The organism is Achromobacter sp. ACM02 (assembly GCF_014851605.1).
Taxonomy (GTDB): domain Bacteria; phylum Pseudomonadota; class Gammaproteobacteria; order Burkholderiales; family Burkholderiaceae_B; genus Achromobacter; species Achromobacter aegrifaciens.
Genome location: NZ_JACUZY010000002.1, coordinates 143,006 through 169,242 on the forward strand (window position 1 = coordinate 143,006; position 26,237 = coordinate 169,242).

26 protein-coding genes and 2 riboswitches are annotated in these 26,237 nt (G+C 67.3%); of the genes, 14 read left to right on the forward strand and 12 right to left on the reverse strand.

Annotated elements, in window-relative coordinates:
• Positions 1-15 precede the first annotated feature (15 nt).
• Together IB258_RS05490 and IB258_RS05495 are read right to left on the reverse strand one after the other, a co-directional pair.
• On the reverse strand, positions 16-891 hold the full coding sequence (locus IB258_RS05490; RefSeq protein WP_175181806.1) for a TauD/TfdA family dioxygenase: 876 nt from the start codon (positions 889-891) through the stop codon (positions 16-18).
• A 14-nt stretch (positions 892-905) separates the two neighbouring features.
• Positions 906-1,874, reverse strand: a complete 969-nt coding sequence (locus tag IB258_RS05495) for a tripartite tricarboxylate transporter substrate binding protein (RefSeq protein ID WP_119449967.1) — start codon at positions 1,872-1,874, stop codon at positions 906-908.
• Between the two features lie 94 nt (positions 1,875-1,968).
• On the opposite strand from IB258_RS05495, the gene IB258_RS05500 reads away from it, so the two are divergent.
• A complete protein-coding gene (locus tag IB258_RS05500) occupies positions 1,969-2,616 on the forward strand; it encodes an IclR family transcriptional regulator (RefSeq protein ID WP_225590294.1) in 648 nt (215 codons plus the stop codon).
• 15 nt (positions 2,617-2,631) lie between these two features.
• Here IB258_RS05500 and IB258_RS05505 read toward each other — a convergent pair whose 3' ends face one another.
• Positions 2,632-3,036, reverse strand: a complete 405-nt coding sequence (locus tag IB258_RS05505; protein WP_054452797.1) for a RidA family protein — start codon at positions 3,034-3,036, stop codon at positions 2,632-2,634.
• A 140-nt stretch (positions 3,037-3,176) separates the two neighbouring features.
• On the opposite strand from IB258_RS05505, the gene IB258_RS05510 reads away from it, so the two are divergent.
• A complete protein-coding gene (locus IB258_RS05510) occupies positions 3,177-4,097 on the forward strand; it encodes a LysR family transcriptional regulator (protein WP_125470557.1) in 921 nt (306 codons plus the stop codon).
• A gap of 34 nt (positions 4,098-4,131) precedes the next feature.
• Here IB258_RS05510 and IB258_RS05515 read toward each other — a convergent pair whose 3' ends face one another.
• Positions 4,132-5,847 (reverse strand): amidohydrolase family protein, encoded by a 1,716-nt coding sequence (locus tag IB258_RS05515; protein ID WP_119449965.1) that lies wholly within the window; start codon positions 5,845-5,847, stop codon positions 4,132-4,134.
• 28 nt (positions 5,848-5,875) lie between these two features.
• Positions 5,876-6,886, reverse strand: coding sequence for a tripartite tricarboxylate transporter substrate binding protein (locus tag IB258_RS05520; protein WP_119449964.1), 1,011 nt, complete (start codon positions 6,884-6,886; stop codon positions 5,876-5,878).
• 160 nt (positions 6,887-7,046) lie between these two features.
• On the opposite strand from IB258_RS05520, the gene IB258_RS05525 reads away from it, so the two are divergent.
• The gene (locus IB258_RS05525) at positions 7,047-8,003 is read left to right on the forward strand and encodes a LysR family transcriptional regulator (RefSeq protein WP_054452788.1); all 957 of its coding nucleotides are present in this window, start codon (positions 7,047-7,049) and stop codon (positions 8,001-8,003) included.
• Positions 8,004-8,041: 38 nt separating this feature from the next.
• Here the strand turns inward: IB258_RS05525 and IB258_RS05530 are convergent, their stop codons facing one another.
• Positions 8,042-8,497, reverse strand: a complete 456-nt coding sequence (locus IB258_RS05530) for a DUF1801 domain-containing protein (RefSeq protein WP_192352275.1) — start codon at positions 8,495-8,497, stop codon at positions 8,042-8,044.
• A 125-nt stretch (positions 8,498-8,622) separates the two neighbouring features.
• On the opposite strand from IB258_RS05530, the gene IB258_RS05535 reads away from it, so the two are divergent.
• Positions 8,623-9,207: a cyclopropane-fatty-acyl-phospholipid synthase family protein gene (locus tag IB258_RS05535; RefSeq protein WP_119449963.1), complete on the forward strand. Its 585-nt coding sequence runs from the start codon at positions 8,623-8,625 to the stop codon at positions 9,205-9,207.
• A gap of 19 nt (positions 9,208-9,226) precedes the next feature.
• On the opposite strand, the gene IB258_RS05540 is transcribed toward IB258_RS05535, so the two are convergent.
• The 3 genes from IB258_RS05540 to ppk2 all read right to left on the reverse strand — a co-directional run bounded on the left by IB258_RS05540 (position 9,227) and on the right by ppk2 (position 10,926).
• Positions 9,227-9,673 (reverse strand): SRPBCC family protein, encoded by a 447-nt coding sequence (locus IB258_RS05540; protein WP_054452782.1) that lies wholly within the window; start codon positions 9,671-9,673, stop codon positions 9,227-9,229.
• Positions 9,674-9,806: 133 nt separating this feature from the next.
• On the reverse strand, positions 9,807-10,061 hold the full coding sequence (locus IB258_RS05545; RefSeq protein ID WP_054452780.1) for a hypothetical protein: 255 nt from the start codon (positions 10,059-10,061) through the stop codon (positions 9,807-9,809).
• A 43-nt stretch (positions 10,062-10,104) separates the two neighbouring features.
• Positions 10,105-10,926 carry a polyphosphate kinase 2 gene (gene ppk2, locus IB258_RS05550; RefSeq protein ID WP_119449962.1) on the reverse strand — a complete coding sequence of 274 codons (822 nt, stop codon included), beginning with the start codon at positions 10,924-10,926 and terminating at the stop codon, positions 10,105-10,107.
• A 246-nt stretch (positions 10,927-11,172) separates the two neighbouring features.
• Between ppk2 and IB258_RS05555 the strand changes: the two genes are divergently transcribed.
• The 7 genes from IB258_RS05555 (at position 11,173) to nadB (ending at position 19,132) form a co-directional block, all read left to right on the forward strand.
• Complete coding sequence (locus IB258_RS05555; protein ID WP_054452776.1) at positions 11,173-12,720, forward strand: efflux transporter outer membrane subunit; 1,548 nt, start codon at positions 11,173-11,175, stop codon at positions 12,718-12,720.
• Positions 12,713-13,822, forward strand: a complete 1,110-nt coding sequence (locus tag IB258_RS05560) for an HlyD family secretion protein (protein ID WP_175181812.1) — start codon at positions 12,713-12,715, stop codon at positions 13,820-13,822. The genes IB258_RS05555 and IB258_RS05560 overlap by 8 nt, the downstream gene beginning before the upstream one ends.
• The gene (locus tag IB258_RS05565) at positions 13,812-14,870 is read left to right on the forward strand and encodes a DUF2955 domain-containing protein (RefSeq protein WP_175214097.1); all 1,059 of its coding nucleotides are present in this window, start codon (positions 13,812-13,814) and stop codon (positions 14,868-14,870) included. Before IB258_RS05560 ends, IB258_RS05565 begins: the two co-directional genes overlap by 11 nt.
• 13 nt (positions 14,871-14,883) lie before the next feature.
• Positions 14,884-15,381, forward strand: a complete 498-nt coding sequence (locus IB258_RS05570; RefSeq protein ID WP_119449960.1) for a transporter suffix domain-containing protein — start codon at positions 14,884-14,886, stop codon at positions 15,379-15,381.
• Between the two features lie 93 nt (positions 15,382-15,474).
• Positions 15,475-16,263, forward strand: a complete 789-nt coding sequence (locus IB258_RS05575) for a PhzF family phenazine biosynthesis protein (protein ID WP_175163126.1) — start codon at positions 15,475-15,477, stop codon at positions 16,261-16,263.
• Between the two features lie 146 nt (positions 16,264-16,409).
• On the forward strand, positions 16,410-17,549 hold the full coding sequence (nadA, locus tag IB258_RS05580; RefSeq protein WP_125470548.1) for a quinolinate synthase NadA: 1,140 nt from the start codon (positions 16,410-16,412) through the stop codon (positions 17,547-17,549).
• 20 nt (positions 17,550-17,569) lie between these two features.
• Positions 17,570-19,132, forward strand: coding sequence for an L-aspartate oxidase (gene nadB, locus IB258_RS05585; RefSeq protein WP_119449957.1), 1,563 nt, complete (start codon positions 17,570-17,572; stop codon positions 19,130-19,132).
• A gap of 34 nt (positions 19,133-19,166) precedes the next feature.
• Here nadB and IB258_RS05590 read toward each other — a convergent pair whose 3' ends face one another.
• Positions 19,167-20,021 (reverse strand): helix-turn-helix domain-containing protein, encoded by an 855-nt coding sequence (locus IB258_RS05590; RefSeq protein WP_054452761.1) that lies wholly within the window; start codon positions 20,019-20,021, stop codon positions 19,167-19,169.
• A 258-nt stretch (positions 20,022-20,279) separates the two neighbouring features.
• Between IB258_RS05590 and IB258_RS05595 the strand changes: the two genes are divergently transcribed.
• Positions 20,280-21,062 (forward strand): alpha/beta fold hydrolase, encoded by a 783-nt coding sequence (locus IB258_RS05595; RefSeq protein WP_192352276.1) that lies wholly within the window; start codon positions 20,280-20,282, stop codon positions 21,060-21,062.
• Positions 21,063-21,128: 66 nt separating this feature from the next.
• Positions 21,129-22,439 carry an amidohydrolase family protein gene (locus tag IB258_RS05600; protein WP_175181816.1) on the forward strand — a complete coding sequence of 437 codons (1,311 nt, stop codon included), beginning with the start codon at positions 21,129-21,131 and terminating at the stop codon, positions 22,437-22,439.
• A 37-nt stretch (positions 22,440-22,476) separates the two neighbouring features.
• Here the strand turns inward: IB258_RS05600 and IB258_RS05605 are convergent, their stop codons facing one another.
• Positions 22,477-23,706 carry a D-amino acid dehydrogenase gene (locus tag IB258_RS05605; RefSeq protein WP_119449954.1) on the reverse strand — a complete coding sequence of 410 codons (1,230 nt, stop codon included), beginning with the start codon at positions 23,704-23,706 and terminating at the stop codon, positions 22,477-22,479.
• 44 nt (positions 23,707-23,750) lie between these two features.
• A riboswitch (glycine riboswitch) is annotated at positions 23,751-23,842 on the reverse strand.
• A 1-nt stretch (position 23,843) separates the two neighbouring features.
• A riboswitch (glycine riboswitch) is annotated at positions 23,844-23,935 on the reverse strand.
• A gap of 128 nt (positions 23,936-24,063) precedes the next feature.
• Here IB258_RS05605 and ampC point away from each other — a divergent pair.
• Positions 24,064-25,224, forward strand: coding sequence for a class C beta-lactamase (gene ampC, locus IB258_RS05610; RefSeq protein WP_370539812.1), 1,161 nt, complete (start codon positions 24,064-24,066; stop codon positions 25,222-25,224).
• Between the two features lie 5 nt (positions 25,225-25,229).
• Here the strand turns inward: ampC and IB258_RS05615 are convergent, their stop codons facing one another.
• Positions 25,230-26,225, reverse strand: coding sequence for a 3-hydroxybutyryl-CoA dehydrogenase (locus IB258_RS05615; protein ID WP_370539813.1), 996 nt, complete (start codon positions 26,223-26,225; stop codon positions 25,230-25,232).
• Positions 26,226-26,237 lie beyond the last annotated feature (12 nt).

A 26,237-nucleotide genomic window follows, 5' to 3' on the forward strand; every position in this document is an offset into this window, starting at 1 on the left:
GACCGGCCCGACCGTTCAGCGCGCGACCGCGATCGGCCGGTCGCCCGAGATCGTGGTGCGGTGCATCTCGCGGTCGAAGCCGTCATAGTCGTTCATGGCCAGGTGCTGGGTGCAGCGGTTGTCCCAAAGCGCCAGCGAGCCCGGCGCCCAGCGGAAGCGGCAGGTGAACTCCGGCCGCGCCGCGTGGCGGTACAGGAACTGCAGCAGGGGTTCGCTTTCTTCCTGGGTCATGCCGTCAAAGCGCAATGTATAGGTGCTGTTCACATACAGCGCCTTTTTGCCGGTGGCCGGGTGCACGCGCACCACGGGGTGGATCACTTCGCTGGCGGCGCGGTCGTCGGTGCGCACGTCCATCTTGTGGGCCGGGTCGCCGTTGTTCACCACCGCGCCACCCGCGCCATAGGAGCGCACCGCGCTGTGCACAGCGCCCAGCCCGTCCAGTATCTGCTTCAGCCGGTCCGACAGCGCGTCGTAGGCGCGGTACATGTTCGCCCACATGGTGTCGCCGCCGTAGGGCGGAATGACGCGGCCGTATAGCGCCGAGCCCAGCGGCGGCTCTTCGGCATAGCTCATGTCCGTGTGCCACAGGCCGCCGAACAGGCGCCGGGTGGTTTCCGCGCGGCCTTTCATCACGGGCAGGATGGTCGGGTGTCCTTCCAGCGCCCGCACGAAGGGCACTTCCAGCAGCTCGCCGAAGCGCGAGCTGAAATCGATGTGCTGCTGCGGCGTCAACTGCTGGTCGCGGAAGAACACCACCAGGTGCTCGTGCAGTGCGTTGCGCACTTCGTCGAACTGATCGTCCGATAGCGGCCGCGACAGGTCGATGCCGCGGATCTCGGCGCCCAGCGCGCCGGCTATCGGTTGGGTTTCCAGATGGCGATACGTGGTCATGCTTGTCTCCTTGCCTATTGAAGCTTGATCTGCGCCTTGCTCACCAGCGCGCCCCACTTGTCGGTTTCCGCCGCGATGTAGCGGCCGAAGTCCGCCGGCCCTTCGGCCGAAATGATGCCGCCCATGGCGCCTATCTGTTCGCGCACGTCGGGCATGGCCAGCACGGCCAGCAGTTCCTTGTTCAGGCGTTCGATGATGGGCTTGGGCGTGGCGGCAGGCGCCAGCACGCCGAACCATCCGGCGATCTCGTAGCCCGGCAGGCCTGCCTCGGCCATCGTCGGCACGTCGGGCAGCTGCGGCGAGCGCGCCGTGCTGGTGATCGCCAGCGCGCGCAGCTTGCCGGCCTTCACCAGTTGCAGCGCCGAGGGCATGTTGTCGAACATCATCGGCACGTGGCCCGCCACGGTGTCGTTCAGGCCCGGCGCGCTGCCGCGGTAGGGCACGTGGGTCAGGCGCACGCCCGCCGACGCGGCGAACAATTCGCCCGCCAGGTGCAGCGAGGTGCCCGCGCCGGGGGTGGCGTAGTCCAGCGGCGCTTTCGATTTCTTCGCGTAGGCGATCAGTTCCTGCACCGAACGCACCGGCAACGCGGGATTGACCACCAGCAGGTTGGGCACGCTCATCAGCATCGTGACGGGCGCCAGGTCCCGCTGCGGCTTGTAGGGCAGGTCCGGGTAGAGGGCGGGGTTGATGGAAATGGGGCCGATATTGCCCATCACGATGGTGTAGCCGTCGGCCGGCTGCTTGACCGCGAAATCGGTGCCTATGTTGCCGCCGGCCCCCGCCTTGTTCTCGACGATGACTGGCTGGCCCAACCGTTCGCCGAGCTTGTGGCTGACCAAGCGGGCCAGCATGTCGGTCGATCCGCCCGGCGGGTAGGGCACGATCCATTTGACCGGCTGCGCGGGCCAGCTTGCTTGCGCTGCGGCGGATCCCGTACAGAACACGAGACCCGCCGCCAAGGCGAGTGCGATGCGTTTCATAGCTATGTCTCCTTCCCGGGCTCGCCGGTCTTGCCGGGAGCATCGTTTATGTGTATTGTTCACCTAGTGATCAATACGTTTATTAGGTGAACGATTGAAGAATAATAGATCGATTCAGCGGTGTCTATCCATCATGCGGACCTTCCGCGGCAACGGCCGACCCACGCTGGCCGAACTTGCGCGCGCGGTCGACCTGCCGCACGCGACCGTGCTGCGGTTTCTGCAGACGCTGGAAGAAGAGGGCTACGCGGCGCGCGAAGACAGCCGCTGGCGGCTTACGCCGCTGGTTTTCGAGCTGGGGTTCGCGGCCATGGAGAGCCTGGGAGTGACGGACGCCGTGCAGGAGATCCTGCAGAACCTGGCCGACGCCTATTCAGGCACGTCCAACCTGGGCGAGGCCAACCCCGAAGGCGTGATCATCATCGGCCGCGCCATGGCGCCGGCCGAGCGCCGCCGCCTGGTGGTGATGAACCTGCGCGTGGGCAGCGTGCTGCCGCCGGCGAGCGCGCTGGCCGGCGGCTTGCGCCTGGGGCCGGGGCAGTGGACCCGGTTCGACTATCCGGACAGCAACCAGGTGTCGGTGGCCGTGCCCGTGCCGCAGGCCGGCTCGCGCCTGTTGTCGGTGGGGATTTCGGTGGCCGCCCCGGAAGTGGCAGGGAACCGGCTGGAAGGGGACATGGTGCCCGCCTTGCAACAGGCGGCGCAGACCATCGCTGGTGTGATCCGGGTCGGCGTAGTGTGAGCGCGACGGCCCGGATCAGTCCTGGGCCGTCTGCGGCAGTTTCGCGATCACCTTGATCTCGAAGTCGAAGCCGTTGAGCCAGGTCACGCCCACCGCGGTCAGCGCCGGGTACGGCGCCACGCCCCAGAATTCCGGCACCACCTGCCAGATCGTCTCGAACCGGGATGCCGGGTCGACCATGAACACCGTCACGTCGACCACGTCATCGAAGCTGCTGCCGGCCGCCGCCAGGATGGCTTGCAGATTGCGGAACGCAAGCCGCACATGCTCCTGCAGGTCGGGCTCGGGCGTGCCGTCCTCGCGGCTGCCCACCTGTCCCGAGACGAACAGGAATCCATTGGAACGAATTGCGGGTGAATAGCGGTCGCGCTCATACAAGGCGTGACGCCCCGGGGGAAAAACAACGTCGCGTTGGGTCATGGCTATCTCCATCTATGGGCCGCATCCGGCCCGGGATTGACGATGTAGGCACTTTAGGTGCCCCCGTTGCCGCGATAAACGGGCAAGTCCGTCCATCACTGTTTGTAGAATCCAAATAATCAGGAAGAGCGGGAGCAGAGATGGACCGTTTCGACGCGATGCAGGCCTTCGTCCGCGTGGTGGAAACCGGCAGCTTCACCAAGGCGGCCGAGACCTTGCACATGAGCAAGACCAGCGTGACGCAACTGGTGCAGCAGTTGGAGGCGCGCTTGCGCGTCAAGCTGCTGAACCGCACCACCCGCAAGGTCAACGTGACCGCCGACGGCGCCGCCTACTATGAGCGCGTGCTGAGGCTGCTGGCCGACATGGACGATGCCGAGACCAGCCTGTCCGGGGCGTCGGCGGTGCCGCGGGGGCGTTTGCGCGTGGACGTGCCCAGCCCGCTGGCGCGCATGATCCTGGTGCCGGCCTTGCCGGCGTTCCATGCGCAATATCCCGACATCCAGCTGGACATGGGCGTGAGCGACCGGATCGTCGATCTGATCGGCGAGAACGTCGACTGCGTGGTGCGCGGCGGCGAACTCACCGACCAGTCGCTGATGGCACGGCGCGTGGGCGACTTGCTGCTTGGCGTGTACGCGGCGCCGGAGTACCTGAAGCGCGCAGGCACGCCGGCGCATCCGCGCGAGCTGGAGGACACGCATCACCGTATCGTGGGCTTTCTGTGGGCGCGCAACGGCAAGGCTTTGCCCTACGCCATGCGCCGCGGCGGCGAAAGCCTCAAGGTGCACGGGCGCTACGTGCTGGCGGTCGACGACGGCAACGCCTATCTGGCGGCCGGCCTGGCCGGGCTGGGCGTGCTGTGGTTGCCGGACTACATGTCACGCGCCCACGTCGACAGCGGCGAGCTGGTGCCGCTGTTCCAGGACTGGCGCCTGGATTCCATGCCGATGTACGTGGCGTTTCCGCCCAACCGGCACGTGAGCGCCAAGCTGCGCGTGTTCATCGATTGGGTCGCCGGGCTGTTGGGGCAGTACACGCCGGACCGACCGCGCGCCTGAGACTGGCGCGCGGCGCGGGCCGGCTTCGCGTCTTTCAAGCCTGCTGGCTGCGCGCTCCGCGCAGCAGCTTGCCCGGCAGTTCGCCGGTGGCCGCGCCGCCTTCGAAGATCGGCAGGCCATTGACCAGCGTGGCCACGTAGCCGTCGGCGCGCTGGATCAAACGGCGGCCGCCGCCCGGCAGGTCGAACACCATCTCCGGGCAGTGCACGCGCACCGCATCGGGATCGATGATGTTGACGTCGGCCTTGTAGCCGGGCTGCAGCAGGCCGCGGTCCAGCAGCCCGTACACGCTGGCGGTGTCGCGCGTCTGGCGCTTGACCACATGCTCCAGTTCCAGCAGCGGGCCGCGGCGGCGGTCGCGGGTCCAGTGGCTGAGCATGAAGGTGGGCATGCTCACGTCGCAGATGTAGCCGCAATGCGCGCCGCCGTCGGACAGGCTGTTGACCGTGTAGGGCTGCTGCATCAGCTGGTGCAGGTGGTCCAGGTTCTCGTACGAATAGTTGAAGGACGGGTAGTAGAGGATCGCCTGGCCCTCGTTCTCCAGCATCAGGTCATAGACGATCTCCAGCGGCGCGCGGCCGCTGCGTTGCGCCATTGCGGCCACGCTTTCCTCGGGCAGCGGTTCGTAGTCGGGATCGCTGCCCAGGCGGAAGATCTTGTGGAAGCTGCTGAACAGCGTTTCAGCGCGGCGGTCCAGAAGGCCGCGCTGTTCGTTCATGATGCGGCTGCGCGTGGCGGGGTCGCGCAGGCGGGCCAGCTTTTCCGCCAGCGGCAGGGCATGCAGCGCCTGATAGCTGGGATGCGCGATGAACGGGTGCAGCGTGCTCTGCCACGAAAACAGGATGCCCAGCGGACGTCCGCTGATGCCTGCCAGCAGCGGCACGCCTGCGCGGTGCGCGCGGTCCAGGCTGCCGGCGATCTGCTTCCAGACGTCGGGCGCGGCGTCGGTCTGCTGCAGGTTGAACAGCACGGGCAGGCGGTTGTGGCGCGCCAGCTGCTCCAGCCACGGCATTTCGCCTTCCATGGCGGGATGGTTGGCGGTCATCTGGAACACGCCATGCCCGACTTCGCCCATGACCGAGCCCAGGGCGGTGATCTCCTCGCCGGTGGCGAAGGTGCCGGGCGGATACTTGCGTTCGTCGTACTTGTGCAGGAAGGTGCGCGAGGTGGAGAAGCCCACCGCGCCGGCGGTCAGCGCTTCGCGCACCACTTCGCGCATGGCGATCAGGTCGCTGGGCGAGGCCTCGTCGTGGTGGATGGCGCGTTCGCCCATCACGTAGGCGCGCACCGCGCTGTGCGGGATCTGTGCGCCCACGTCCAGGGCCTTGGGGCGGCGGTCCAGCGCGTCCAGGTATTCGGGAAAGGTCTCCCAATCCCACTGGATGCCTTCGGAAAGCACCGAGCCGGGTATGTCCTCGACGCCCTCCATGACCTTGATCAGCCATTCGCGCCGTTCGGGTTTGACGGGGGCGAAGCCCACGCCGCAGTTGCCCATGATGGCCGTGGTGACGCCGTGCCAGGTGGAAGGGCTGAGATACGGGTCCCAGGTGGCCTGGCCGTCGTAGTGGGTGTGGATGTCCACCCAGCCCGGGGCCACCAGGCAGCCGTCGGCGCGGATCTCGCGGCGCGCCGCGCCGGCCCGGCCTTCGGCCTGGACCACGCGTCCGTCCTCGATCGCCAGGTCCGCCTGGTAGCGGGGCCGTCCCGATCCATCGACGATGGTGCCGCCGCGTATGACCAGATCATGCATTGCGCTCTCCTTTCGATACGTGCCGCGGTTACTGGAGGACCAGGCCGATGCGCTTGATCACCGCGCCCCAGCGTTCGCTGTCCTGCTGGACGATCTGCGCGAACTCCTTGGGACCCGCGCCGCTGACTTCATTGCCCTGGGACACGATGCTCTGGGTTACGTCGGGCGAGTCCAGCGCCTCGCGGAACACCTGGGCCACGCGCTCGGCCAGCGCGGGCGGCATGTCGCCGGGGCCGAAGATGCCTTGCCAGCCGACGATGTCCAGCCCGGGTATGCCTTGCTCCTTCAGGGTGGGCAGGTCCGGCAGCACGCTCAGGCGGCGGTCGGTGGCCGGGCCCAGCAGCTTGACCTTGCCGGCGCGCGCGTTTTCCACGGCGGTGGCCGTGCCGTCGAAGTAGACCTGGACCTCGCCCGCCAGCAGCGCGCGGCTGGCGTCGGCCGTGCCCTTGTAGGGCACGTGCACGATGTCGATGCCGGTCTGCTGCTTGAGTATTTCGCCGTTCAGATGCGAGGTGGACCCCGGGCTGTAGGAAGCGAAGTTCAGCTTGCCAGGATTGGCCCGCGCGTAGTCGATCATCTGCGCCGTGGTCGAAAAGGGCGCGTCCTTGTTGGCGACCAGCACGGTTGCAGAACGCACCACCTGGATGACCGGGGTGAAGTCCTTGACAGGGTCGTAGGGCAGCTTCTTGTACAGATGCGGATTCTGCGTGTGCGTGACGACGATGGTGTAGAGCAGGGTGTAGCCATCGGGGTTGGCGCGGGCCACTTCCTGCGCGCCTATCATCGTGCCCGCGCCGGGCTTGTTGTCGACGATGACCGGCGCCCCGGTGCGTTGCGTGACCTTCATCGCCAGCATGCGCGCCAGCGCGTCGGACCCGGACCCGGCCGGAAACGGCACTACCAGGCGGATGGGCTTGCCGCCGCCAGGCCAGGGCGGCGCCTGGGTGACGGGGGCGGCGGCCGCCGAAAGACAGGCCAGGGCGCCCAGCATGGCAGCCCCGCCGCTACCCAACAGCTTCAAGAACGACTTGCGGTTCATCTTGTCTCCTCCTGGGGGTAGGCAATGTCTGGCATTGCTCTGGAATGAGGTTCACCACAGGGCGCCGGTGCTGCAATCTTCCGTCGCTGCAAGTCTTTTGTAGTCTTGCCTTTGCGCTCAATCAAATGCATATTTGGCGCAATATTGATGAGAAAAATACATGAGCCTCACAATACGGTCGCTCCAGCACTACGCCGTGCTCGTCGAGGAAAAGCACTACTCCCGCGCGGCGCAGCGGCTGCATCTGACGCAGTCCGCGCTGACGCGCAGCATCCAGTCGCTGGAGGACTCACTGGGCCTGGTGCTGGTGGACCGGGCGTCCACGGGCGTCACGCCCACGCAGGCCGGGTGCATGGTGCTGGAGCGCGCGCAGCGCATCCTGGCAGAAACCCGCGACCTGCGGCGCGAAGCCGAGTTGATCCGCGGCCACGACACCGGCCGGGTGAACCTGGGCGTGGGGGCGTTTCCGGCGGCCGGATTCCTGTCGCCGCTGCTGGTGCGCATCGCGCGCGAGCATCCGGGCCTGAGCGTGCACGTCGAGATCGAAAGCTGGCAGCGCCTGCTGGACAAGCTGCTGCAGGACAAGCTGGATTTCGCGGTGGCCGTGACGCACAGCCTGCCGCCGCCCGACGACTTTTCGGTGCGGCCCTTGCCTCCGCAGCATGGCGGCCTGTTCACGCGCGCCGGCCATCCGCTGCAGGGCCTGGGCAAGCCGCGCCTGCGCGCCGCGCTGGCGCAGTACCGGCTGGCCGCCACCGACCTGCCGCTGCGGGCGCGCGAGTACCTGGCCCGGCTGTATCAGGTGGCACGGCCGGAAGACCTGCCCATCGCCTTCGAATGCGATAGCGTCGCGACGTTGCGCGAGGTGGCGCTGGGCAGCGACGTGGTGCTGTTCTGCACGCGCGAGGCTATCGCGTCCGAACTTGCGCAGGGTGTGCTGGAGCCCTTGCCGCTGTCCTATCCCGCCGCCGGCCCGCTGACCTACAGCGTCATCCACCGCGCGCGCCGTACCCTGTCCCCGACCGCCGAGCGGGTCATCGAGCTGGTGCAGGACCTGCTGTCGGGCGCGGCCGCGCCGCAGGCCGTCTCCGGGAAAACGCGCCGGGCGCGGCGCTAGCGTCGCGGCCCAAGGGGGCTGAATGCCAGGGGCCGCGCCTACATCCGCTCGCCGGGCAGCGCGCAGGCCTGCTGCACCCAGTCCATGAACTGCGCTTCGTCCAGCTCATCGTCCTCACGGATATCCAGATAGCGCGTGTCCTGGCTCTTGGACGGTCCCGGCGGCACGGGCCGCAGCTGCGCGCCGCGAAAGAACGCCACCTTCACGTACTTGGTAAAGCAATGGATGCTCAGGAACCAGGCCTGGCCGTCCATGCCATACAGCGGCGAATTCCACTTGACCGCCTTCTGCACGCCGGGCGCTGCGCGCTCGATCAAGGCGTCCAGGCGGCGTCCGAGATCGCTCTTCCAGCCAGGCATGGCCGCGATATAGGCCTGCACCGGCGCGTCGCCCGCGCCCTTGGCGATCTGCGGATTGCCGCCGGACAGCAGGACGGGTTGCGAATCTGCTTTCTTGGTGGCCTTCACGGATTTCGCCGTGGATTTTTCTGCCATGCGTGGGCTCCTTTCGCTTGACCTCAAGTCGACTTGAAGTGAAAGACTATCTGCATTCCGGCACGAGACGGACGGGAGTGTTCCCTTGCCCTGAGCCGTGACCAACAACCTGGGAGTTCAAGCATATGTGGGATGAACGCTACGCCGTCGACGAATACGTGTATGGAACCGAGCCGAACGCTTTCCTGGCGGAAAACGCCGGCTTGCTGTCCGGGCCGGTGCTCAGCCTGGCCGAGGGAGAGGGGCGCAACGCCGTCTTCCTGGCCTCGCTGGGCCTGGACGTGCTTGGTGTGGACGGTTCCGCCGTTGGACTCGCCAAGGCGCGCAGGCTGGCGGGGGCGAAGGGCGTATCGATCCGCACCGAAACGGCGGACTTCGCCGGGTACGAGCCGCCGCCGGCATCCTTCGGCGCGGTGGTGTCGATCTTCGCCCACATGCCCAGCCACGTGCGCAGGAGGCTGCACCGCCTGGCGGAACGCTCCCTGCGGCCAGGCGGCATCATCCTGCTGGAGGCATACCGGAAAGCGCAGTTGGGTCGCGGCACGGGCGGGCCTCCAGATGCGGACATGCTCATGGCGCGCGAGGACCTGGAGCAGGACTTCCCGAATTGCCAGGTGCTGCTTTCGCAGGAAATCGAACGCGACGTGGTCGAAGGCATATTCCACACGGGTCCGGCATGCGTGGTGCAGTTCATCGCCAGAAAGACGTGAGGGCGGCCAGGCCCACTCCTCAATCGGGAATCTCCGGTTCGACCAGCCGCATCAGCTGCGCCAGCGACTCCTGCCAGCCCAGGTAGCACATCTCCGGCGGTATCGCCGCCGGTATGCCTTCCTGCACGATGCTTACCTCCGTGCCGCAGGCGACCTGCCGCAGCGTAACGGTGGTCTGCATGCGGCCGGGCAGGTTCGGATCGTCGAACTGGTCCGAGTACCGGATCTTCTGGCCCGGCGACAATTCCAGGTACTCGCCGCCGAAGTCGTGGCTGTGGCCCGTGCCGAAGTTGCGGAACGACATCTTGTGCATGCCGCCGACCTTTGCATCCAGTTGATGGACCTGGCAGGTGTAGCCGTAAGGAGGGAGCCAGCGCGCGATCGCGTCGGGTTCCAGGAAGGCCCGATAGATGCGTTCGGCCGGCGCGCGCATGACGCGATGCAGGGTTACGGTTCCGGTAGTCATGGTAAGTTCGCCTTTCAGGAAAGTTGTGCGTACTGACACGACGTACGAGTTGACCGGAAATCGACAACCGAAATCCTGGGGGAAACCCTTAAACGGCACATCTGGTCACGATTGGCCGGGCCGATGCGGACCTTTATTCGATGGGCTCGCGCATCACCAGCACGGCGATCGTATGGTTCTTCCAGAACACCTGGTGTATGCGGGGCGCCAGCGCGCGCAGCTCCTCGGGCCCGGCGCCATCGAACGTCACCAGGACCGCGGGCCGTTCGCCCTCGCTAGGCACCCGCTGGATGCGGTCGCAGGATGGAAAGCCGTATTTCATGAGAAAACCGCGGATGTCCTCGTCGGAGGTGCTTTCTTCCACATGGTTGATCAGCAGGGCGGCCATGAGCGTTCTCCTTGGAAGCCTGCGGGCGTCAGAGGCGCACCGCTCAGAATTTGGCGGGGACCATGCGCAAGGGATGTCCCGGGTCGCGGTAGCCGCCGGCTTTCTGCCGCTTGGGCAGCTTCACCTTGGCCCGCGGCATGCGCTTGTAGGGGATGCGGGCGAGCAGGTGGCTGATGATGTTCAGGCGCACCTTTTTCTTGTCGTCGGATTGCGCAACATACCAGGGCGCCACGCCGGTATCGGTGGCCGCGAACATGTCGTCGCGGGCGCGCGAGTAGTCGTACCAGCGGCTGTACGAATCCAGGTCCATTTTGGTCAGCTTCCAGATCTTGCGCTCGTCGTTGATGCGGGCCTGGAGCCGGCGGGTCTGTTCTTCTTCGCTGACCTCCAGCCAATACTTGAGCAGGATGATGCCCGAGCCCACGATGGCCCGTTCGACCAGCGGCACGCCTTTCAGGAAGATCTTGACGTCGTCCTTGGAGCAGAACCCCATTACCCGTTCGACGCCGGCCCGGTTGTACCAACTGCGGTCGAAGATCACGACCTCGCCCGCCGCCGGGAGGTAAGGCAGGTAGCGCTGCATGTACATCTGGGTTTTCTCGCGGTCCGAAGGGGCGGGCAGGGCGATCACGCGGAAGACGCGCGGGCTGACCCGCTCCGTGATCGCCTTGATCGTTCCGCCTTTGCCGGCGCCGTCGCGTCCTTCGAAAATGATGCAGACCTTGGCGCCCGTCTGGCTGACCCATTCCTGGAGCTTGACCAGCTCCACGTGCAGCCGGGCCAGTTCCTCGGCGTATTGCTTTCCCGAAAGCTTGGCTTGCGCCGGCTGCTTGTCCTCTGCTGCTGCCTTCTTCTGAGCGTTCATGATGGCACTCCAGAATATGCTGCGGGGAAACGGTCGGAACGTTGGAATTTTTCACTTTAGCGCCGACCGTTGCCCTTTGTACACAGGCAGGTAGGAGCAGTTCGTTTTATTTAGTGCTTGCATCGATACTATCCTCTGGCGAGAAGCGGAAAAGGCCAATAGAATCAATTCGCGCACAGCGCTCCGGCAAGGTCGGAGCTGCGTCGTGGACCATGGCGGTCAGGCTCTACACGGACCCGATAACCGATGTCGCCGCTGATCTGTTTGAATCGGCTGTTGCTGATCGGCATGCTCTGCCTGGGCGGCTGCATGCGTGTGGGGCCGGACTTCGAGCCCCAGCGCACCAGCTGGGTCGCGGACTGGAGCACTCCCGCGCTGCAGCAGGCCAGCCTCCAGCAACAGCAGCCGGACGCCCGGCAGTGGTGGCAGATTTTCGGCGACCCCGTCCTGGAAGCCCTGATCGCCCAGGCCGATGCCAACAACGCGGGCCTGCGCATCGCCGGCCTGCGCATCATGGAAGCGCGCGCGCAGCTGGGCATCGCCCAAAGCGGACGCTACCCGCAATCGCAAGTGATCGGGGCCAATGCCCTGTATCAGCACCGGTCCTCGCGCTCGGCCGAAGGCAATCCGCGCCCCAGCAGCTTCTGGCAATACAGCGCCGGCTTCGACATAGGCTGGGAGCTGGACTTCTGGGGCCGGTTCAGCCGCGCCATCGAGTCGGCCGACGCCCTGTACTTCGAGGCCCAGGCCAATCGCGACGACGTGCTGGTGCTGCTGCACGCCCAGGTGGCCGAAAGCTACTACGCGCTGCGCACCGCCGAGGCGCGGCTGCGGATCGCCCGCGACAATGCCGCCATCCAGAAGCGCAGCTACGAGATCACGCAAAAGCTGTTCCGCAGCGGCGAGACCGACGAACTGGACCTGCAGCAGGCCCGCACGCAGTACCTGAGCACGCTGGGCACCATTCCCGAATTCGAAAGCCAGATCATGCGGACCCGCAACGCCCTGGCGGTCCTGGTCGGCCGGCCGCCCGGACCCATGCCGGAACTGGACAACAAGACGGCGGAGGTGCCGCTGATCGACCGCGCCGTGCTGCAGGACGTGCCCGCCAACCTGCTGCTGCGCCGTCCCGACATCCGCGCAGCCGAACTGCGCATCGCCGCACAGTCGGCACAGGTGGGGGTGGCCGCAGCGGACCTCTATCCTTCGCTGACCCTGCTGGGCAGCATCGCCTGGTCCGCCACCTCGCTGGCGGGCACGGCGGGCGGCGCGGCGCTGCTGGCCGGCCCGGTCCTCAGCTGGAACGTATTCGACCACGGCCGCCTGCAGAACAATGTGCGGGTGCAGGATGCCCGGCTGCAGCAACTGATCGTGGCCTACCAGGACGACGTCCGGCAGGCGGCGCGCGAAGCCGACGACGCGGCCAGCGGCCTGATCAAGGCGCTGGAGCGCGACGGCATCCTGCAACAGTCGGCGCAGGCCGCGGGGCGTTCGCTCACGCTGGCCAACGCGCTCTACCGCGAAGGCTATACCGATTTCCAGCGGGTGCTGGACGCGCAGCAGGCACTGGCCGTCCAGCAGGACGCCTACGTCGTGAACCGGGGCGGCGCCGTAAGCGATCTCATCGCGCTGTACAAGGCGATGGGTGGCGGCTGGTATAGCGCGGAACCGGTGCTCGACCCGGCGACCCGCGAACAGATGCGGCAGCGTACCGATTGGGGCGATCTGCTATCCGAGCCGGCGCCTGCCTCCCCAACAGCCCTGTCCGCGCAAAAGGTGCGACCCGATGAGTGACTCGCCGTCCCAGCCCGCCGCAGCCCCCGCGCCCGATCCCGCGAAAAAGGGCGTCCGATGGACGGTTCTGTTCATCGTGCTGAGCCTGGCCTGGTATCTGCTGGCCGACCGCTATACGCCTTACACGCAGCAGGCGCGGGTGCAGGCCTTTGTCGTGCCGGTGGCTTCCGAGGTATCGGGGCGCGTGACGCGGGTGTACGTGCGCAACAACCAGGATGTCGAGGCCGGCGCGACGCTGTTCGACGTCGACCCGGAGCACTACCGCATCGCCGTGGATCGCGCCCGCGCCGACCTGGAGTCCACGCGCCGGCAGATCGGCGCCGGCACGGCGGGCATCGATTCGGCACAGGCTTCCTTGCGCGCGGCGCAGGCCAATGAGCTGAAGGCCCGCCAGGACAGCACGCGGCTCGAACGGCTGTACCGCGAGGACCAGGGCACCGTATCGCTGCGGCGGCTGGAAATCGCGCGGGCGAATCTGACGCAGGCCATCAGCCAGGTCGCGGCCGCGCGCGCCGAGGTGCAGCGCGCGCGCGAACAGGAAGGCGGCAGCGAGGAAGACAACGCCAAGCTGCGCAGCGCCGCCGCTGCCCTGGAAAAGGCCGAGCTGGACCTGGCCAACACGCAGGTGCGGGCGCGTTCGGCGGGCCTGATCACCGACCTGCGCACCGACACCGGGCAGTTCGCGGCCGCCGGCAACCCCGTCATGACGCTGATCGCGATCCACGACGTCTGGATCAGCGCTGAAATGACCGAGAACAACCTGGGCCACGTAGAGCCCGGCACGCCGGTGTCCATCATCCTGGACGCGCTGCCCGGGCAAATCTTCAAGGGCCGCGTGCGCAGCGTTGGGTATGGCGTCAATGTGGGACCGGGCACGCCGCCCGGCGCCTTGCCCACGGTGCAGAACAGCCGCGACTGGCTGCGGCCCGCGCAGCGCTTTCCCGTGATCGTGGAATTCGATCGCGACGACCTGCCGGCTTTGAGCGGCGTGCGCGTGGGCGGCCAGGCCGAGGTCATGGCGTTTCCCAGTTCCGGCAATCCGCTCAACCTGCTGGGCCGCGCGTACATGCGGCTGATGAGCTGGCTTTCCTATGCGTACTGATCCCGATCCTCGCGGACGCCGCGCGCTGCGTGTGGGCGCGGGCGCGGCTTTCTGCACGGCCATCAGCTATGGCCTGGACCTGCCCATCGCCATGGTCGCGCCGGTGCTGGGCGTCATGTTGCTGGCGTCGATGAACCGGCCCCTCTCGTTCAGGAGCGGGCTGGGCCTGATGCTGATGGCGCTTCTTACCACCGCGATCGGATTGCTGCTGAGTCCCTTGCTGCGCTACTACCCCTTGAGCGGCGTGCTGCTCATCGCCCTTTGCCTTTTTTTCGCTTTTCGCCACGGGCTGCGCGGCGGCAATGGCTTGTTGTCGACCTTCCTCATCATCGGGCTGACCATGATCTCCGCCGCCGGCACCGTCGACTTCGCCTTGGCTTCCCTGGTGATCGAGGCGCTGGGCAAAGGGTTGCTGGTCGCGGTCCTGGTGTTGGGCGGCTGCCACCTGCTGTTTCCCGAGCCGGCGGCCGCGCCCGCGCCGCCGGCGGCGCCCGTGCTGCCGCCCGACCAGGCCAGCCGCCTGGCCTTGCGCGCCTCGCTCGTTGTGATGCCGGCGTTCCTGCTGGCGCTGACCGACCCGCTGGGCTACATGCCCATCATCCTGAAATCGGTCAGCCTGGGGCGGCAGAGCTGCGTCACCGCCGCGCAGGGCGCGGCCCGCGAACTGCTGGGCTCGACCTTGCTGGGCGGCGCGCTGGCAGTGGCTTTCTGGTGCGCCCTCAGCCTGTTCGTGAACCTCTGGATGTTCTTTCTCTGGATGCTGCTGTTCGGCCTCATCGCCGCGCGCAAGCTCTACCGGCTGAGTCCGACCCGCCATCCCCCCAGCTTCTGGCTGAACACGCTGGTGACGCTCATCATCCTGCTGGGCCAGTCGGTGCAGGATAGCGCCGCCGGCAAGGACGTCTATACCGCGTTCGCGGTGCGCATGGGCTTGTTCATCGGCGTCACGCTCTACGCCTGCCTGATGCTGCGCCTGCTCGAATCGCGGGCGTCGGGCAGCCCGAAGCCTGGAGCGAATCCTTCAACCGCAGTCCCCTCAAACGCTTGACCAGGAGGCAGCCATGCCATTGCCAGACGAACCGGTCCAACCCGCGCCCGCAGCGGGCTGGCGCTTCAAATGCGGGATAGGTTTGTTCATCATCGCCTTCGCCCTGTGGTTCCTCATCCCGGTGGCGGGCTACCTGGACGTGCCAGGCCCGCGCATCGCCGCGCTGACCGGCACCATCTTCATCGCCAACAAGGTGCTGCTGCTGAGCTGCATCGCCGTCATGGGCAAGGAAGGCTTCCAACGGCTGAAGTCCATCGTGTTCGGCCATGCCAAGAAGCTGGCGCCCGTGCAGAAGGTCGGCCCCGTGCGCCATGCCATCGGCCTGGTCATGTTCTTCCTGCCCATCCTGACCTCGGTGCTGGAACCCTACATCGACGAAATGTGGCCGGGCCTGCGGCCCAATCTGTGGCAGGCCCAGCTGGTCGGAGACATCATGCTGATCGCCAGCTTCTTCGTGCTGGGCGGGGATTTCTGGAGCAAGCTGCGCGGCCTGTTCGTGCGGACGGTGTAGCGGGCGGGCCGCCACGGCCGGAGCCGGCGTTTTCATAGGAAAATGCCGGCTTGCGTTCCGACGCGTAACCTCAGCCATCAACCAGGATCCGCCATGCCGCAACTCGACATCTATCAGGTAGACGCTTTCACCGCCGCGCCCTTTGGCGGCAATCCGGCGGCGGTCGTGCCGCTGCAGGCATGGCTGCCGGACGAAACGCTGCAACGCATCGCGGAAGAAAACAATCTGTCCGAAACCGCCTACTTCGTGCGCAAGGGCGATGTCTACGAGCTGCGCTGGTTCACGCCCGCGGTGGAGGTGGACCTGTGCGGCCATGCCACGCTGGCGTCGGCCTGGGTGCTGTTCGAACAGCTGGGCGCAACGGAAGACGTGCTGCGCTTTGCCACGCGCAGCGGCGAACTGCAGGTGCGCCGCGCGGGCGACCGGCTGGCGATGGATTTTCCGGCCAAGCGGCCCGAAGCGCAGGAGATCCCGCCGGGTCTGCTGCAGGCGCTGGGCCTGCCGGGCGCGCAGGCGTTCTACAAGACGGACGACTATCTGGTGGTGATCGACGATGAAACGCGGATCGATGCCTTGAAGCCGGACTTCGCCGCGCTGGCGGCTTTCGAGACGCGCGGCGTGGCGGTGACGGCGCCGTCGGCGCAATTCGATTTCGTGACGCGCTGGTTCGGGCCGCGGGTGGGCGTGAACGAGGATCCGGTGACCGGATCGGCGCACACCTCGCTGGCGCCGTACTGGGCCCAGCGCCTGGGCAAGCGCAGCCTGAGCGCGCAGCAGGGCGGGGCGCGCAAGGGCCAGTTGCAATGCGAGGTGCTGGATAACGGCCGGGTGATCATCAGCGGCCAGGCGGCGCTGTACCTGCGCGGCTCGATCTTCATCTGAGGCCTGGCGGGCCGCGGCGCAGGCGCGCGGCGGCGTAACAAAAGAGACGTTGACACGGTTTATGCTCAACACTAGCATAAACCGTGCTCTTTTTTTGACCATTAAATGCTCAATATGAGCATAATATTTCGCGAGGAGACGCGTCCATGGACACCCCCAACCGCCGGTACGTCGAATTCGATCTGCCTGCCACGACTAGCTGCCCCAGCGCCGTCGGCCAGGCCTGGGCCCGCGTGCCCGAACCCTTGCCAGCCAATGAACGCGCCGCCTGCGTGGCGCGCATACGCGAACTCCTGGCGCGTGAACGCGCCGTGCTGGTCGCCCACTATTACGTCGATGCGGAGTTGCAGGAGCTGGCCGAACAGACCGGCGGCTGCGTCGGCGACTCGCTGGAAATGGCTCGCTTCGGCCGCGACCACGAGGCCCGCACGCTGGTGGTGGCCGGCGTGCGCTTCATGGGCGAGACCGCCAAGATCCTGAGCCCGGACAAGCGCATCCTGATGCCGGACCTGGACGCCACCTGCTCGTTGGACCTGGGCTGTCCGGCCGCCGATTTCGCCGCCTGGTGCGATGCCCATCCGGACCGGACGGTGGTGGTCTACGCCAATACCAGCGCAGAGGTGAAGGCGCGCGCGGACTGGGTCGTCACCTCGTCGATCGCGCTCGACGTGATCGCCGACCTGCATGCGCGCGGCGAGAAAATCCTTTGGGCGCCGGACCGCCATCTGGGCGACTACGTGCAACGCCAGACCGGCGCCGACATGCTGCTGTGGCAGGGGTCCTGCCTGGTGCATGACGAGTTCAAGGGCACCGAACTGGAGCTGCTGCGCGCCGAGCATCCCCAGGCCAAGGTGCTGGCGCATCCGGAATCTCCCGCGGCGGTGCTGGCGCAGGCGGACGTGGTGGGCTCGACCACCCAGCTGATCGAGGCCGCGCGCAAGTTCGACGCCGGGCTGCTGATCGTCGCGACCGACCAGGGCATCCTGCACAAGATGCGCGCGCAGGCGCCCGGCAAGACCTTCCTGGCCGCGCCCACCGCGGGCAACAGCGCCAGCTGCAAGAGCTGCGCGCATTGCCCCTGGATGGCGATGAACGCCTTGGGCAACCTTGCCGAGACACTGGAGCACGGCCGCAACGAGATCACGCTGGACCCCGCGCTGGGCCTGCGCGCCAAGGCGCCGATCGACCGCATGCTGGACTTCGCGGAACAACGCAAGCGCCGCGTGCAGGCCAGCGGCGACTTCGCACGCGACACGGCGCTATACGCCAGCGTCGGGCCGGCCTAAGGACTACCGGAGGTCCGCTCATGGAATTCGACGTCATCATCATCGGCAGCGGCCTGGCCGGCATGGCCGCGGCGCTGGAACTGGCCCCGCGCAGGCGGGTCGCCCTCGTGTCGAAGGGCGAGTTGCGCGACAGCGCCAGCAACCGCGCCCAGGGCGGCATCGCCGCGCCGCTGGGCGCGGACGACAGCATCGAGGCGCATGTCAGCGACACCCTGGTCGCGGGCGCAGGCCTGTGCGACTTGCCGGCCACGCGGCACATCATCTCCCGGGCCTGCGGCGCGATCGTCTGGCTGCAGGAGCAGGGCGTCGCGTTTACCCTGGAGCAAGGCGGCTTGCATCTGACGCGCGAAGGCGGGCACGGCCTGCGCCGCATCGCGCACGCGGCGGACGCGACCGGCAGCGCCATCGTCGCGGCGCTGGAGGACCGAGTGCGGCGGCAATCCGGCATCACGCTGCTGCAGGCGCATTGCGCCGTGGACCTGATTCTGGACGGCGCCGCGGGTACGGCCGCGGCGCGCTGCCGCGGCGTGCGCCTGCTGGACCTGCGCAGCGGGCGGATCTTCGACGCAACGGCCGGCCATGTCGTGCTGGCCACGGGGGGCGCGGGGCAGGCATACCAGACGACGACCGCGCCGCCGGCCGCGACCGGCGACGGCATCGCCATGGCCTGGCGCGCGGGCTGCCAGATCGCCAACATGGAGTTCACGCAATTCCATCCTACCGGCCTGCACCACGCGCAGGCGGGCGGATTCCTCATCTCCGAGGCCGTGCGCGGCGAGGGCGGTGTGCTACGCCTGCCCAACGGCGCGCGCTTCATGCCGGCGCACGATGCGCGCGCCGAGCTGGCGCCGCGCGACATCGTGGCCCGCGCGATCCAGGGCGAGATGGAACGCCATGGGTTGGAATGCGTGCAGCTGGACATCAGCCACCAATCGCCGCAATTCCTGCGGGAACACTTTCCCACCATCCGGGCGCGCTGCCTGGCGCTGGGCATCGACATCACGACGGCTTCCATCCCGGTTGCGCCCGCCGCGCATTACACCTGCGGCGGCATCGCCGCCGACATGGCCGGGCGCAGCAACCTGCCCGGCCTGTACGCGGTGGGCGAGGCCGCCTGCACCGGGCTGCATGGCGCCAACCGCCTGGCCAGCAATTCGTTGCTGGAATGTGTGGTGACGGGGCGGGCTGCGGCGCAAGACATACTCGGGCAGAAGCGGGCCGATGTTTCCCGCAGAACTCCGGCACCCGACGCAATCGCCGTGCCGGCGTCGCCCGATCTGGCGCGGCTGCGGCGCGACCTGCGACAACTGATGAGCCGGGACGTGGGCGTGCTGCGCAGCGATGCATCGCTGGCGCGTGCGGCGGCCTTCATTGGTCCGCTGCGAGCACAGACGGAAGCGCGGCTGTTGCGCGAGGGCTTGAGCCTGGAACTGCTGGAGCTGCGCAACCTGGCTCTGGCGGCTGATCTCATCGTGCGGGCGGCGAGTGCGCGGGGTGAAAGCCGCGGGGCGCATTTCAACCGCGATCGTCCGGGCCAGGACGCCGTGGATTTGCGGCTGCGCGCGCCTGCCGCAACCGCCTAGGCGCGGGCAGGGCAGTGTCCGGCCGGCCAGCGGCTCAGGAAACCCCGGTCAGCAGATGCTGCGCCGCGCCCGTCGCCGCGCGCCTGAAACGCGACGGCGACACGCCCATGTGCTCGCGGAAGAAGCGGGAGAAATTGCCGGGCGTGGAGAAGCCCAGGTCCAGCGCTACGGAGGTCAGGGGCTGCTCCTGGTGTACCAGCAGGCGCACGGCTTCTTCGACGCGCACGGCGCTCCAGAAAACTTGCGGCGTGGTGTTGAGCTGATCGCGGAACAGCGCGAAGAAATGGCCGCGCGACAGGCCCACGCGGCTGGCGACTTCTTCGGCCGTGATGGGTTCATGGGCGTGCTCGCGCATGTAGGCGATCGCCGCGCGCAGCCGGCGGTCCAGCGCCGGCGTCGCGGGCATCTGGTTGCGTGGGCGCTCCGGTTCGATCGACGATTCGATTGCCGCTTGCAGCAAGGCCTCGACTTCGGCATCCAGGTCCGCGCCGGGGTGGTCCTGCGGCGCCACGATCTTGTCCAGCAAGCGCCAACAGCCCTGGCGCACCGCCGCGTCGATGGGCACGCCCGGCGCGGCGAAGTGGAATGGCCGCCCCGTGGCGGCCCGCCGTTCGTCCAGCCAGGGCTTGGCGATGTAGAGCACCAGGAAGATGGCCGGGCCCGACCGTTCGAGTAGCCTGGCGTCGTGCGATTCGTACGTATTGGTGCCTAGCGCCAGGTGTTCGCTGTAGGGGACCGGAGTCTGGCCGACATGCCCCAGCACGCGCGCGCCGCCCAGCCACAGGGCCAGCTGCACTTCCGCATGCGCGTGCGCGATCAGGTCGTCGCGCAGTTCCAGCACAACGGCGCGGCCGAACGCGCCTTCGTGCAAGGCGTAGGTCTCCTGCATGTCTGTCTCCCGTTTTTCTTATCGCCTCGTCGCGCAAGCCAGGGCCTGCGTGCGGGCGGGTGCGGCGCTCAGGGAATTTTATGGGCGTTTACGCGTTTGTCCGCGCTAGGTGTATTCACTAGGCACAAAATCTGACTCTGCGATAAGTCCGCGCACGCAGCGATAAGCGCGCCACCGCCTGCGCCGATACAGTCCTGAAAAATTGCCGGCGCGGTGCCGATGCAAACAGCGACTGTTCAGATAAAGGGAGGCGGCAGCATGAGCACGCAACACGTCAACGGCATGGCCGTGGAAATCGACGGCGAAGGGCCGGCACTGTTGTGCATACACGGCCTGGGCGGTTCATCGAATACCTGGACGCCCGTCATGGGCGCCTTCGACGGTTTCCGCGTGATCCGTCCTGATCTACCGGGCAGCGCTCGTTCGCCGCTGGGCGAAAAGCGCCTGTCCATCGCTACCTACGTGGACGCGTTGGTCGGACTGCTGGACGCATTGGATATCGATGTGGCGCATGTCGCCGCCCATTCGCTCGGAACCGTCGTGGCCCAGCATCTTGCCGTGGCGCATCCGGGCAGGGTCAAGTCGCTGGCCCTGTTCGGCCCGCTGGCCGCTCCGTCCGACGCGGGCCGGCCCGGCATCCGCGCGCGTGCGGAGCTGGCGCGCGGCGGCGACGCGGCCATGCAGGAGATCGCCGACGCCATCGTCAAAGGCGCGACCAGCGCCCAGACCAAGCAGGATCAACCCGCCGTGCTGGCGCTCGTGCGCGAGAGCGTGATGCGCCAACCGCCGCAAGGCTATGCGCAGAGCTGCGAGGCGCTGGCGGATGCGCAGCCGGCCGCCGTCGAGACTATCGGCGCACCGGCCCTGCTGGTCACCGGCGATCAGGACGGCGTGGCGCCGCCCGGCAATGTCGAGGCCCTGGCCGCGCGCATGGCAGGCAGCCGCCGCATCGTGCTGGACGGATGCGGCCACTGGACCACTTACGAAAAGCCCCAGGCCTGCATCGAGGCCCTGCGGGAGTTCCACGCGGCGCTGCGCTAAGCCACGTTTTCCTGGCGTTTCAACATAAGAAATCGGCCCCCAAACGCGGGCCGGAGGAGACCTGTCATGTCCAGAATTGCCATTACCAACGTCGTCATCTTCGATGGCAGCGGCAAGCAGCCTTTTCAAGGCGAGGTGCTGATCGACGGCGCACGCATTTCGCAGGTCGCGCGCACGCCCGAGCAGGTGAGCCGGGAGGGCGCGCGCATCATCGATGGGCGCGGCCGCTTCCTGATGCCGGGCATGACGGAAGCGCATACGCATTTTTCCTGGAACGACCAGCCCACGCTGGCCGCGATCCAGTTCATGCCGCCGGAAGAGCACATACTCTGGTGCGTGCGCGTGGCCAAACGCTATCTGGAAATGGGCTGGACCTCGGCCATCGGCGCGGCCGCGGCCAAGCCGCGCCTGGACGTGGTGCTGCGCAATGCCATCAATGCCGGCGAATGCCCGGGGCCGCGCTACCTGGCGGGCAGCCAGGAGATCACCACCATAGGCGCGCTGGGCGACAACTCGCTGCCGCACATGCCGTTCGACGAACTGAGCTTCGGCAGCGTGTGCTGTGGCCCCGAAGAGATCCGGCGCTCGGCGCGCACCTTCATCAAGTACGGCGTCGACCACCTGAAGATCAACCTGTCGGGCGAGTACATCGCCGGCCTGCCGGCCGAGATGTCGCCCTTCGCCGAAGACGAGATCGCCATGCTGGCGAACGAGGCCAAGCGCTATGGCAAGCGGGTCGCGGCGCACGCGCGCTCCAGCGAGTCAGTCAAGCAATGCGTGCGCCATGGCATCGAGATGATCTACCACGCCAGCTTTGCCGACGAAGAGGCGCTCGACATGCTGGAAGCCAACAAGGACCGCCATTTCGTTGCGCCCGGCATAGGCTGGCTGATCCGCACCGCCTTCAACGCTTCCGAATACGGCATCACGCCCGCCATCGCCGAACAGATGGGCTACAAGCGCGAGCTGGAAATCGCCTCGGAGTCGCTGCGCAAGATGCACAAGCGCGGCATCCGCATCCTGCCCGGCGGCGACTACGGTTTTGCCTGGATGCCCCACGGCACCAACGCCCGCGACCTCCAGTACTTCGTGGACTACATCGGCATGACCCCGACCGAAGCGCTCGTGTCCGCCACCCGGCTGGGCGGCGAGATCATGCAACGTCCGCACGAATTGGGCATGCTGCGCCCTGGCTATCTGGCGGACGTGGTCATGGTCGATGGGGATCCGCTGAAGGATCTGTCGTTGCTGGTGGATCCGGAGCGGATCTTGCTGGTGATGAAGGATGGGGAGGTGTGTAAGGACATTTCCCGGCAGGGGTTGGATGCGGAGCCGCTGCGTGCCGAGGCGGGCAGGGAAGCTGCGCTGGTGTTGTGAGTCTGGCGGCGCCTTTCCAGGCGCCGCGTTCACCCGCTCAAGCCTCTCCCACCCCCTCCCTCACGCTAGCTGCCAGCATCTGCGCCGTCGCCGCCGACAAGGTCCAGCCCAGGTGCCCATGCCCCGTGTTGTAAAACACGCCGGGCCGCCTGCCTGGGCCCACGCGGGGCATCATGCTTGGAGTCATGGGGCGCAGCCCGCACCACGGCACCACGCGCGAGGTGCGGATGCCGGGGAAGTGCTTGCGGGTCCAGTCCACCAGGGGCTGCACGCGCTCCGCGCGGATGTCCATGTTGAAGCCATTGAACTCCGCCGTGCCGGCCACGCGGAAGCGGTCGCCGAGGCGGCTGGTGACGATCTTGGCGGCTTCGTCCAGCAGGCTGACGCGCGGCGCGGCCGCCTGGCTGGCGGCGTCGTCCAGATGCACGCTGATGGAGTAGCCCTTGACCGGGTAGATGTTGAGCGTGTCGCCCAGCTGCCTGGCGAACTGCCGGCTGACGGCGCCGGCGCAGACGACGATGGCGTCGGCCTCGTGCTGTTCGCGGCGCGTGCCGCCTTCGCGTACGACGTCGAGCACGTAGGGCGCGCCGTCCAGGCTGATGTTGCGGATGTCCGCGTCCTGCGCGAAGCGCACGCCGCGGCGTTCGCAGGCGCGGGCCAGGCCGCTGGTGAACTTGTGGATGTCGCCGGTGGCGTCCGAAGGCGTGTAGAAGCCGCCATGGCAGGCGGTTTGCAGCGTGGGTTCGATGCTGCGCGCTTCCTCGGGCGAGACCGCGTAGCGCTCCAGCCCGCCTTCCTGCAGCAGGGCATTGGCGCGGCGCGCGGTCTCGAAGCTGGCGGCGTCGTGGTAGATGTGCAGGATGCCGCGGCGCTCCAGGTCGAAATCTATGCCTTCTTCTTCCGCCATGGCGTACAGATGCTGGCGCGCGGCGATGGCCAGCCGGGTGGTCTCGATCGTGTTGCGGCGGTAGTTGCGGATCTGTCCGATGAACTGCGCCAGCCAGGAGTACTTGTGCCAGCTGAAGCGGGGATTGAGCAGCAGCGGGGCGTTGTGGCGGCCGAGCCAGCGCAGGCCTTTCATGATGGTGGCGGTGCTGTTCCAGACCTCGGCGTTGCTGGCCGACAACTGGCCGCCGTTGGCGTAGGAGGTCTCCATGGCCGGATAGCGCTGGCGGTCATAGACAGTGACGTGATATCCCAGTTTGCTCAAGGCATAGGCGGACGTGACGCCGGTGATACCGGCGCCAATGATGGCGATGCGGGGCATGATGGCTCCAGATTGAGTGGCCGCGGCCACCCGGCCGCAGCACCCCATCTGTCTCTGTACCTGAGAGCTTCACCCGCGGCGCAGACGGCGGCGGGTTCCCCTTCGGTGGGCGCGCTTGGCGCCTCTCTCCAGATTGTCTAGACCGCGCAGTCCTGTTTGCCTGAGAGTTTCCGGGGCGGTTGCTCCGTCGGCGCCTGCCGCGGGGGCAGGTCTCTTCTGCGGGGTTTTGGATCGACGAGGCGAGAATAGCCAAATTCCCCTGGGATGAGACCAAGGGTTAGTACCAATAAGGCGTCGCATCGCGCTACGATGCATGCGCGCCGCCGTCGCGGCGCCACGGATCCGACACGACAGGGAATGACGAGAATGCGCTTGAACAGCATGCTGCGCACGGGATTGTTTGCGCTGATGGCCGCAGGCTGCGCGCTGGCGCAGGCCGGCCAGGCAGAGACGGACCGCAAGGTCGACGAGGCGGTCCAGGCCGTCATGCGCGAACACGGCATTGCGGGCATGTCGATCGCCGTGACCCGCAACGGGGCGCAGCATTTCTACAACTATGGCGTGGCGTCCAGGCAGACCGGCAGGCCGGCCGGCAGCGATACGCTGTACGAGATCGGCTCCATCAGCAAGACCTACACGGCAACCCTGGCAGCCTATGCACAGGTGCGCGGCCGCCTGGCCTTGAGCGACAGTCCGGCCAAGTACCTGCCGGAGCTCGCCGGCAGCGACTTCGCCAAGCTGAGCCTGATCAACCTGGGGACGCACACGACCGGCGGCTTCCCCTTGCAGGTGCCCGACGCGATCAAGAACCAGGCGCAGCTGATGGCCTATCTCAAGGCCTGGAAGCCCGAGCATGCCGCTGGCACGTATCGCACCTACGCCAACCCCAGTATCGGCATGCTGGGCATGGTGGCGGCCAAGAGCCTGAACCGGCCGTTCAAGGCGGCCATGGAACGGGACCTGTTTCCGAAGCTGGGCCTGACCAGCACCTACATCGACGTGCCCGCCGCCAGGATGGCGGACTACGCGCAGGGCTACAACAAGCAGGATGCGCCCGTGCGCGTGAATCCGGGCGTGCTGGCCGACGAAGCCTACGGCGTGAAGACCAGCGCACGCGACCTGATCCGTTTCGTCGACGCGAACATGGGCTTGAACCTTGCGGATGCCGAACTGCGCGGCGCAATCGCGCAGACGCACGTCGGTTATTACCAGCTGGGCGACATGACCCAGGACCTGGCCTGGGAGCAATTGCGCTATCCGGCAACGCTGGACGCGCTGTTGACGGCCAATGCTGGCAATTACAACAGCCAGAGCCAGCCTGTGTCGGCGTTGAACCCGCCGCTGCCGCCGCAGGAGGCCGTGTGGATCAACAAGACGGGTTCGACCAATGGCTTCGGCGGCTATGTGGCGTTCGTGCCGTCGAAGAAGCTGGGCATCGTGATACTGGCCAACCGGAATTATCCCAACGAGGCCAGGGTCCGGCTGGCGTACCGGATCCTGGGCGAACTGGAGCAGTAGGCCCGCTATCGCGCGGGCGGCTGCCTCGCCGCGCCGTAGCGGGGCAGCAGGTCCATCACTTCCAGGCGCTTGCACAATTGCGCCAGCCGCTCCATCTTGTAGGCATTCACGTCCATGCCGGCGTAGTCATAGAAGCCCTGGCCGTCGCGCAGCCCGTTGCGCCCTTGTTCCATATTGCGGGCGATGACCGCAGGCGAGGCGAAGCGCGGATCGATGGCATCGGCGAGGTAGCGCGAGGCGTAGTAGAGGATGTCGCCGCCGCCCCAGTCGATGAACTCCAGCAGCCCCAGAACCGAAAAACGCAGGCCGAAGCCCAGGCGCACGGCCGTGTCGATGTCTTCGGCGCTGGCCACGCCTTCCTCCACCATGCGGGCCGCTTCGTTCATGGCCAGGGCCTGGATGCGGGGCACGATGTAGCCCGCGGCGGGGGCGCACTGCACGGGCTTCTTGCCCGCCAGGCGCAGCGCTGCCAGCAGCCCTTGCGTCGCGGCCTCGCTGGTCTGCGGGCCGCGGCTCACTTCCACCAGCGGTATCAGGTAGGCGGGGTTGAGCCAGTGCGCGTTCAGGAAGCGCTGCGGGTTTTGCACCAGTTCCGCCAGCTCGGTGACCAGAAAGGTGGACGTGGTGGACGCGATGATGCTGTTCGGCGCGCAGGCCGCTCCCAGCCATACAAAGGCATCGCGCTTGGCGTCCAGGCGTTCAGGCACGGCTTCGAACACCACGCGCGCCTGCCGCAGGTCTGCCTCCGCATCCTCGCGCGTGCATAGGCGCACGCGCGCCAGCGCAACCTCCGCCTGCGCGGCGTCGAGCAAGCCCAGGCTGCACAGGATGCCGAGCTCGCGGCGCAGGTCGTCCCGCACGCGGGCGAAGTACCCGGCTTGCTCGGCGGGCGTGCGCGATTTGATGTCTATCAGCGTGACGTCCAGTCCGGCATGGATGTATGACAGCGTGATGCCCACGCCCATGCGGCCGGCGCCGACTACGCACATTTTTTCATTCATGGCTTGCATCTC

Excerpts from the sequence above, each read along its gene's own strand:
- IB258_RS05510 (WP_125470557.1), top strand. The coding sequence starts at position 3,177 with ATGGACCGTTTCGACGCGATGCAGGCCTTCGTCCGCGTGGTGGAAACC.
- nadB (WP_119449957.1), top strand. The coding sequence starts at position 17,570 with ATGGAATTCGACGTCATCATCATCGGCAGCGGCCTGGCCGGCATGGCC.
- IB258_RS05535 (WP_119449963.1), top strand. The coding sequence starts at position 8,623 with ATGTGGGATGAACGCTACGCCGTCGACGAATACGTGTATGGAACCGAG.
- IB258_RS05545 (WP_054452780.1), bottom strand. The coding sequence starts at position 10,061 with ATGGCCGCCCTGCTGATCAACCATGTGGAAGAAAGCACCTCCGACGAG.
- IB258_RS05575 (WP_175163126.1), top strand. The coding sequence starts at position 15,475 with ATGCCGCAACTCGACATCTATCAGGTAGACGCTTTCACCGCCGCGCCC.
- IB258_RS05565 (WP_175214097.1), top strand. The coding sequence starts at position 13,812 with ATGCGTACTGATCCCGATCCTCGCGGACGCCGCGCGCTGCGTGTGGGC.
- IB258_RS05515 (WP_119449965.1), bottom strand. The coding sequence starts at position 5,847 with ATGCATGATCTGGTCATACGCGGCGGCACCATCGTCGATGGATCGGGA.
- IB258_RS05600 (WP_175181816.1), top strand. The coding sequence starts at position 21,129 with ATGTCCAGAATTGCCATTACCAACGTCGTCATCTTCGATGGCAGCGGC.
- ppk2 (WP_119449962.1), bottom strand. The coding sequence starts at position 10,926 with ATGAACGCTCAGAAGAAGGCAGCAGCAGAGGACAAGCAGCCGGCGCAA.
- IB258_RS05615 (WP_370539813.1), bottom strand. The coding sequence starts at position 26,225 with ATGAATGAAAAAATGTGCGTAGTCGGCGCCGGCCGCATGGGCGTGGGC.
- IB258_RS05605 (WP_119449954.1), bottom strand. The coding sequence starts at position 23,706 with ATGCCCCGCATCGCCATCATTGGCGCCGGTATCACCGGCGTCACGTCC.
- IB258_RS05570 (WP_119449960.1), top strand. The coding sequence starts at position 14,884 with ATGCCATTGCCAGACGAACCGGTCCAACCCGCGCCCGCAGCGGGCTGG.
- IB258_RS05525 (WP_054452788.1), top strand. The coding sequence starts at position 7,047 with ATGAGCCTCACAATACGGTCGCTCCAGCACTACGCCGTGCTCGTCGAG.
- IB258_RS05560 (WP_175181812.1), top strand. The coding sequence starts at position 12,713 with ATGAGTGACTCGCCGTCCCAGCCCGCCGCAGCCCCCGCGCCCGATCCC.
- nadA (WP_125470548.1), top strand. The coding sequence starts at position 16,410 with ATGGACACCCCCAACCGCCGGTACGTCGAATTCGATCTGCCTGCCACG.
- IB258_RS05595 (WP_192352276.1), top strand. The coding sequence starts at position 20,280 with ATGAGCACGCAACACGTCAACGGCATGGCCGTGGAAATCGACGGCGAA.
- IB258_RS05520 (WP_119449964.1), bottom strand. The coding sequence starts at position 6,886 with ATGAACCGCAAGTCGTTCTTGAAGCTGTTGGGTAGCGGCGGGGCTGCC.
- ampC (WP_370539812.1), top strand. The coding sequence starts at position 24,064 with ATGACGAGAATGCGCTTGAACAGCATGCTGCGCACGGGATTGTTTGCG.
- IB258_RS05530 (WP_192352275.1), bottom strand. The coding sequence starts at position 8,497 with ATGGCAGAAAAATCCACGGCGAAATCCGTGAAGGCCACCAAGAAAGCA.
- IB258_RS05495 (WP_119449967.1), bottom strand. The coding sequence starts at position 1,874 with ATGAAACGCATCGCACTCGCCTTGGCGGCGGGTCTCGTGTTCTGTACG.
- IB258_RS05590 (WP_054452761.1), bottom strand. The coding sequence starts at position 20,021 with ATGCAGGAGACCTACGCCTTGCACGAAGGCGCGTTCGGCCGCGCCGTT.
- IB258_RS05505 (WP_054452797.1), bottom strand. The coding sequence starts at position 3,036 with ATGACCCAACGCGACGTTGTTTTTCCCCCGGGGCGTCACGCCTTGTAT.
- IB258_RS05540 (WP_054452782.1), bottom strand. The coding sequence starts at position 9,673 with ATGACTACCGGAACCGTAACCCTGCATCGCGTCATGCGCGCGCCGGCC.
- IB258_RS05490 (WP_175181806.1), bottom strand. The coding sequence starts at position 891 with ATGACCACGTATCGCCATCTGGAAACCCAACCGATAGCCGGCGCGCTG.
- IB258_RS05555 (WP_054452776.1), top strand. The coding sequence starts at position 11,173 with ATGTCGCCGCTGATCTGTTTGAATCGGCTGTTGCTGATCGGCATGCTC.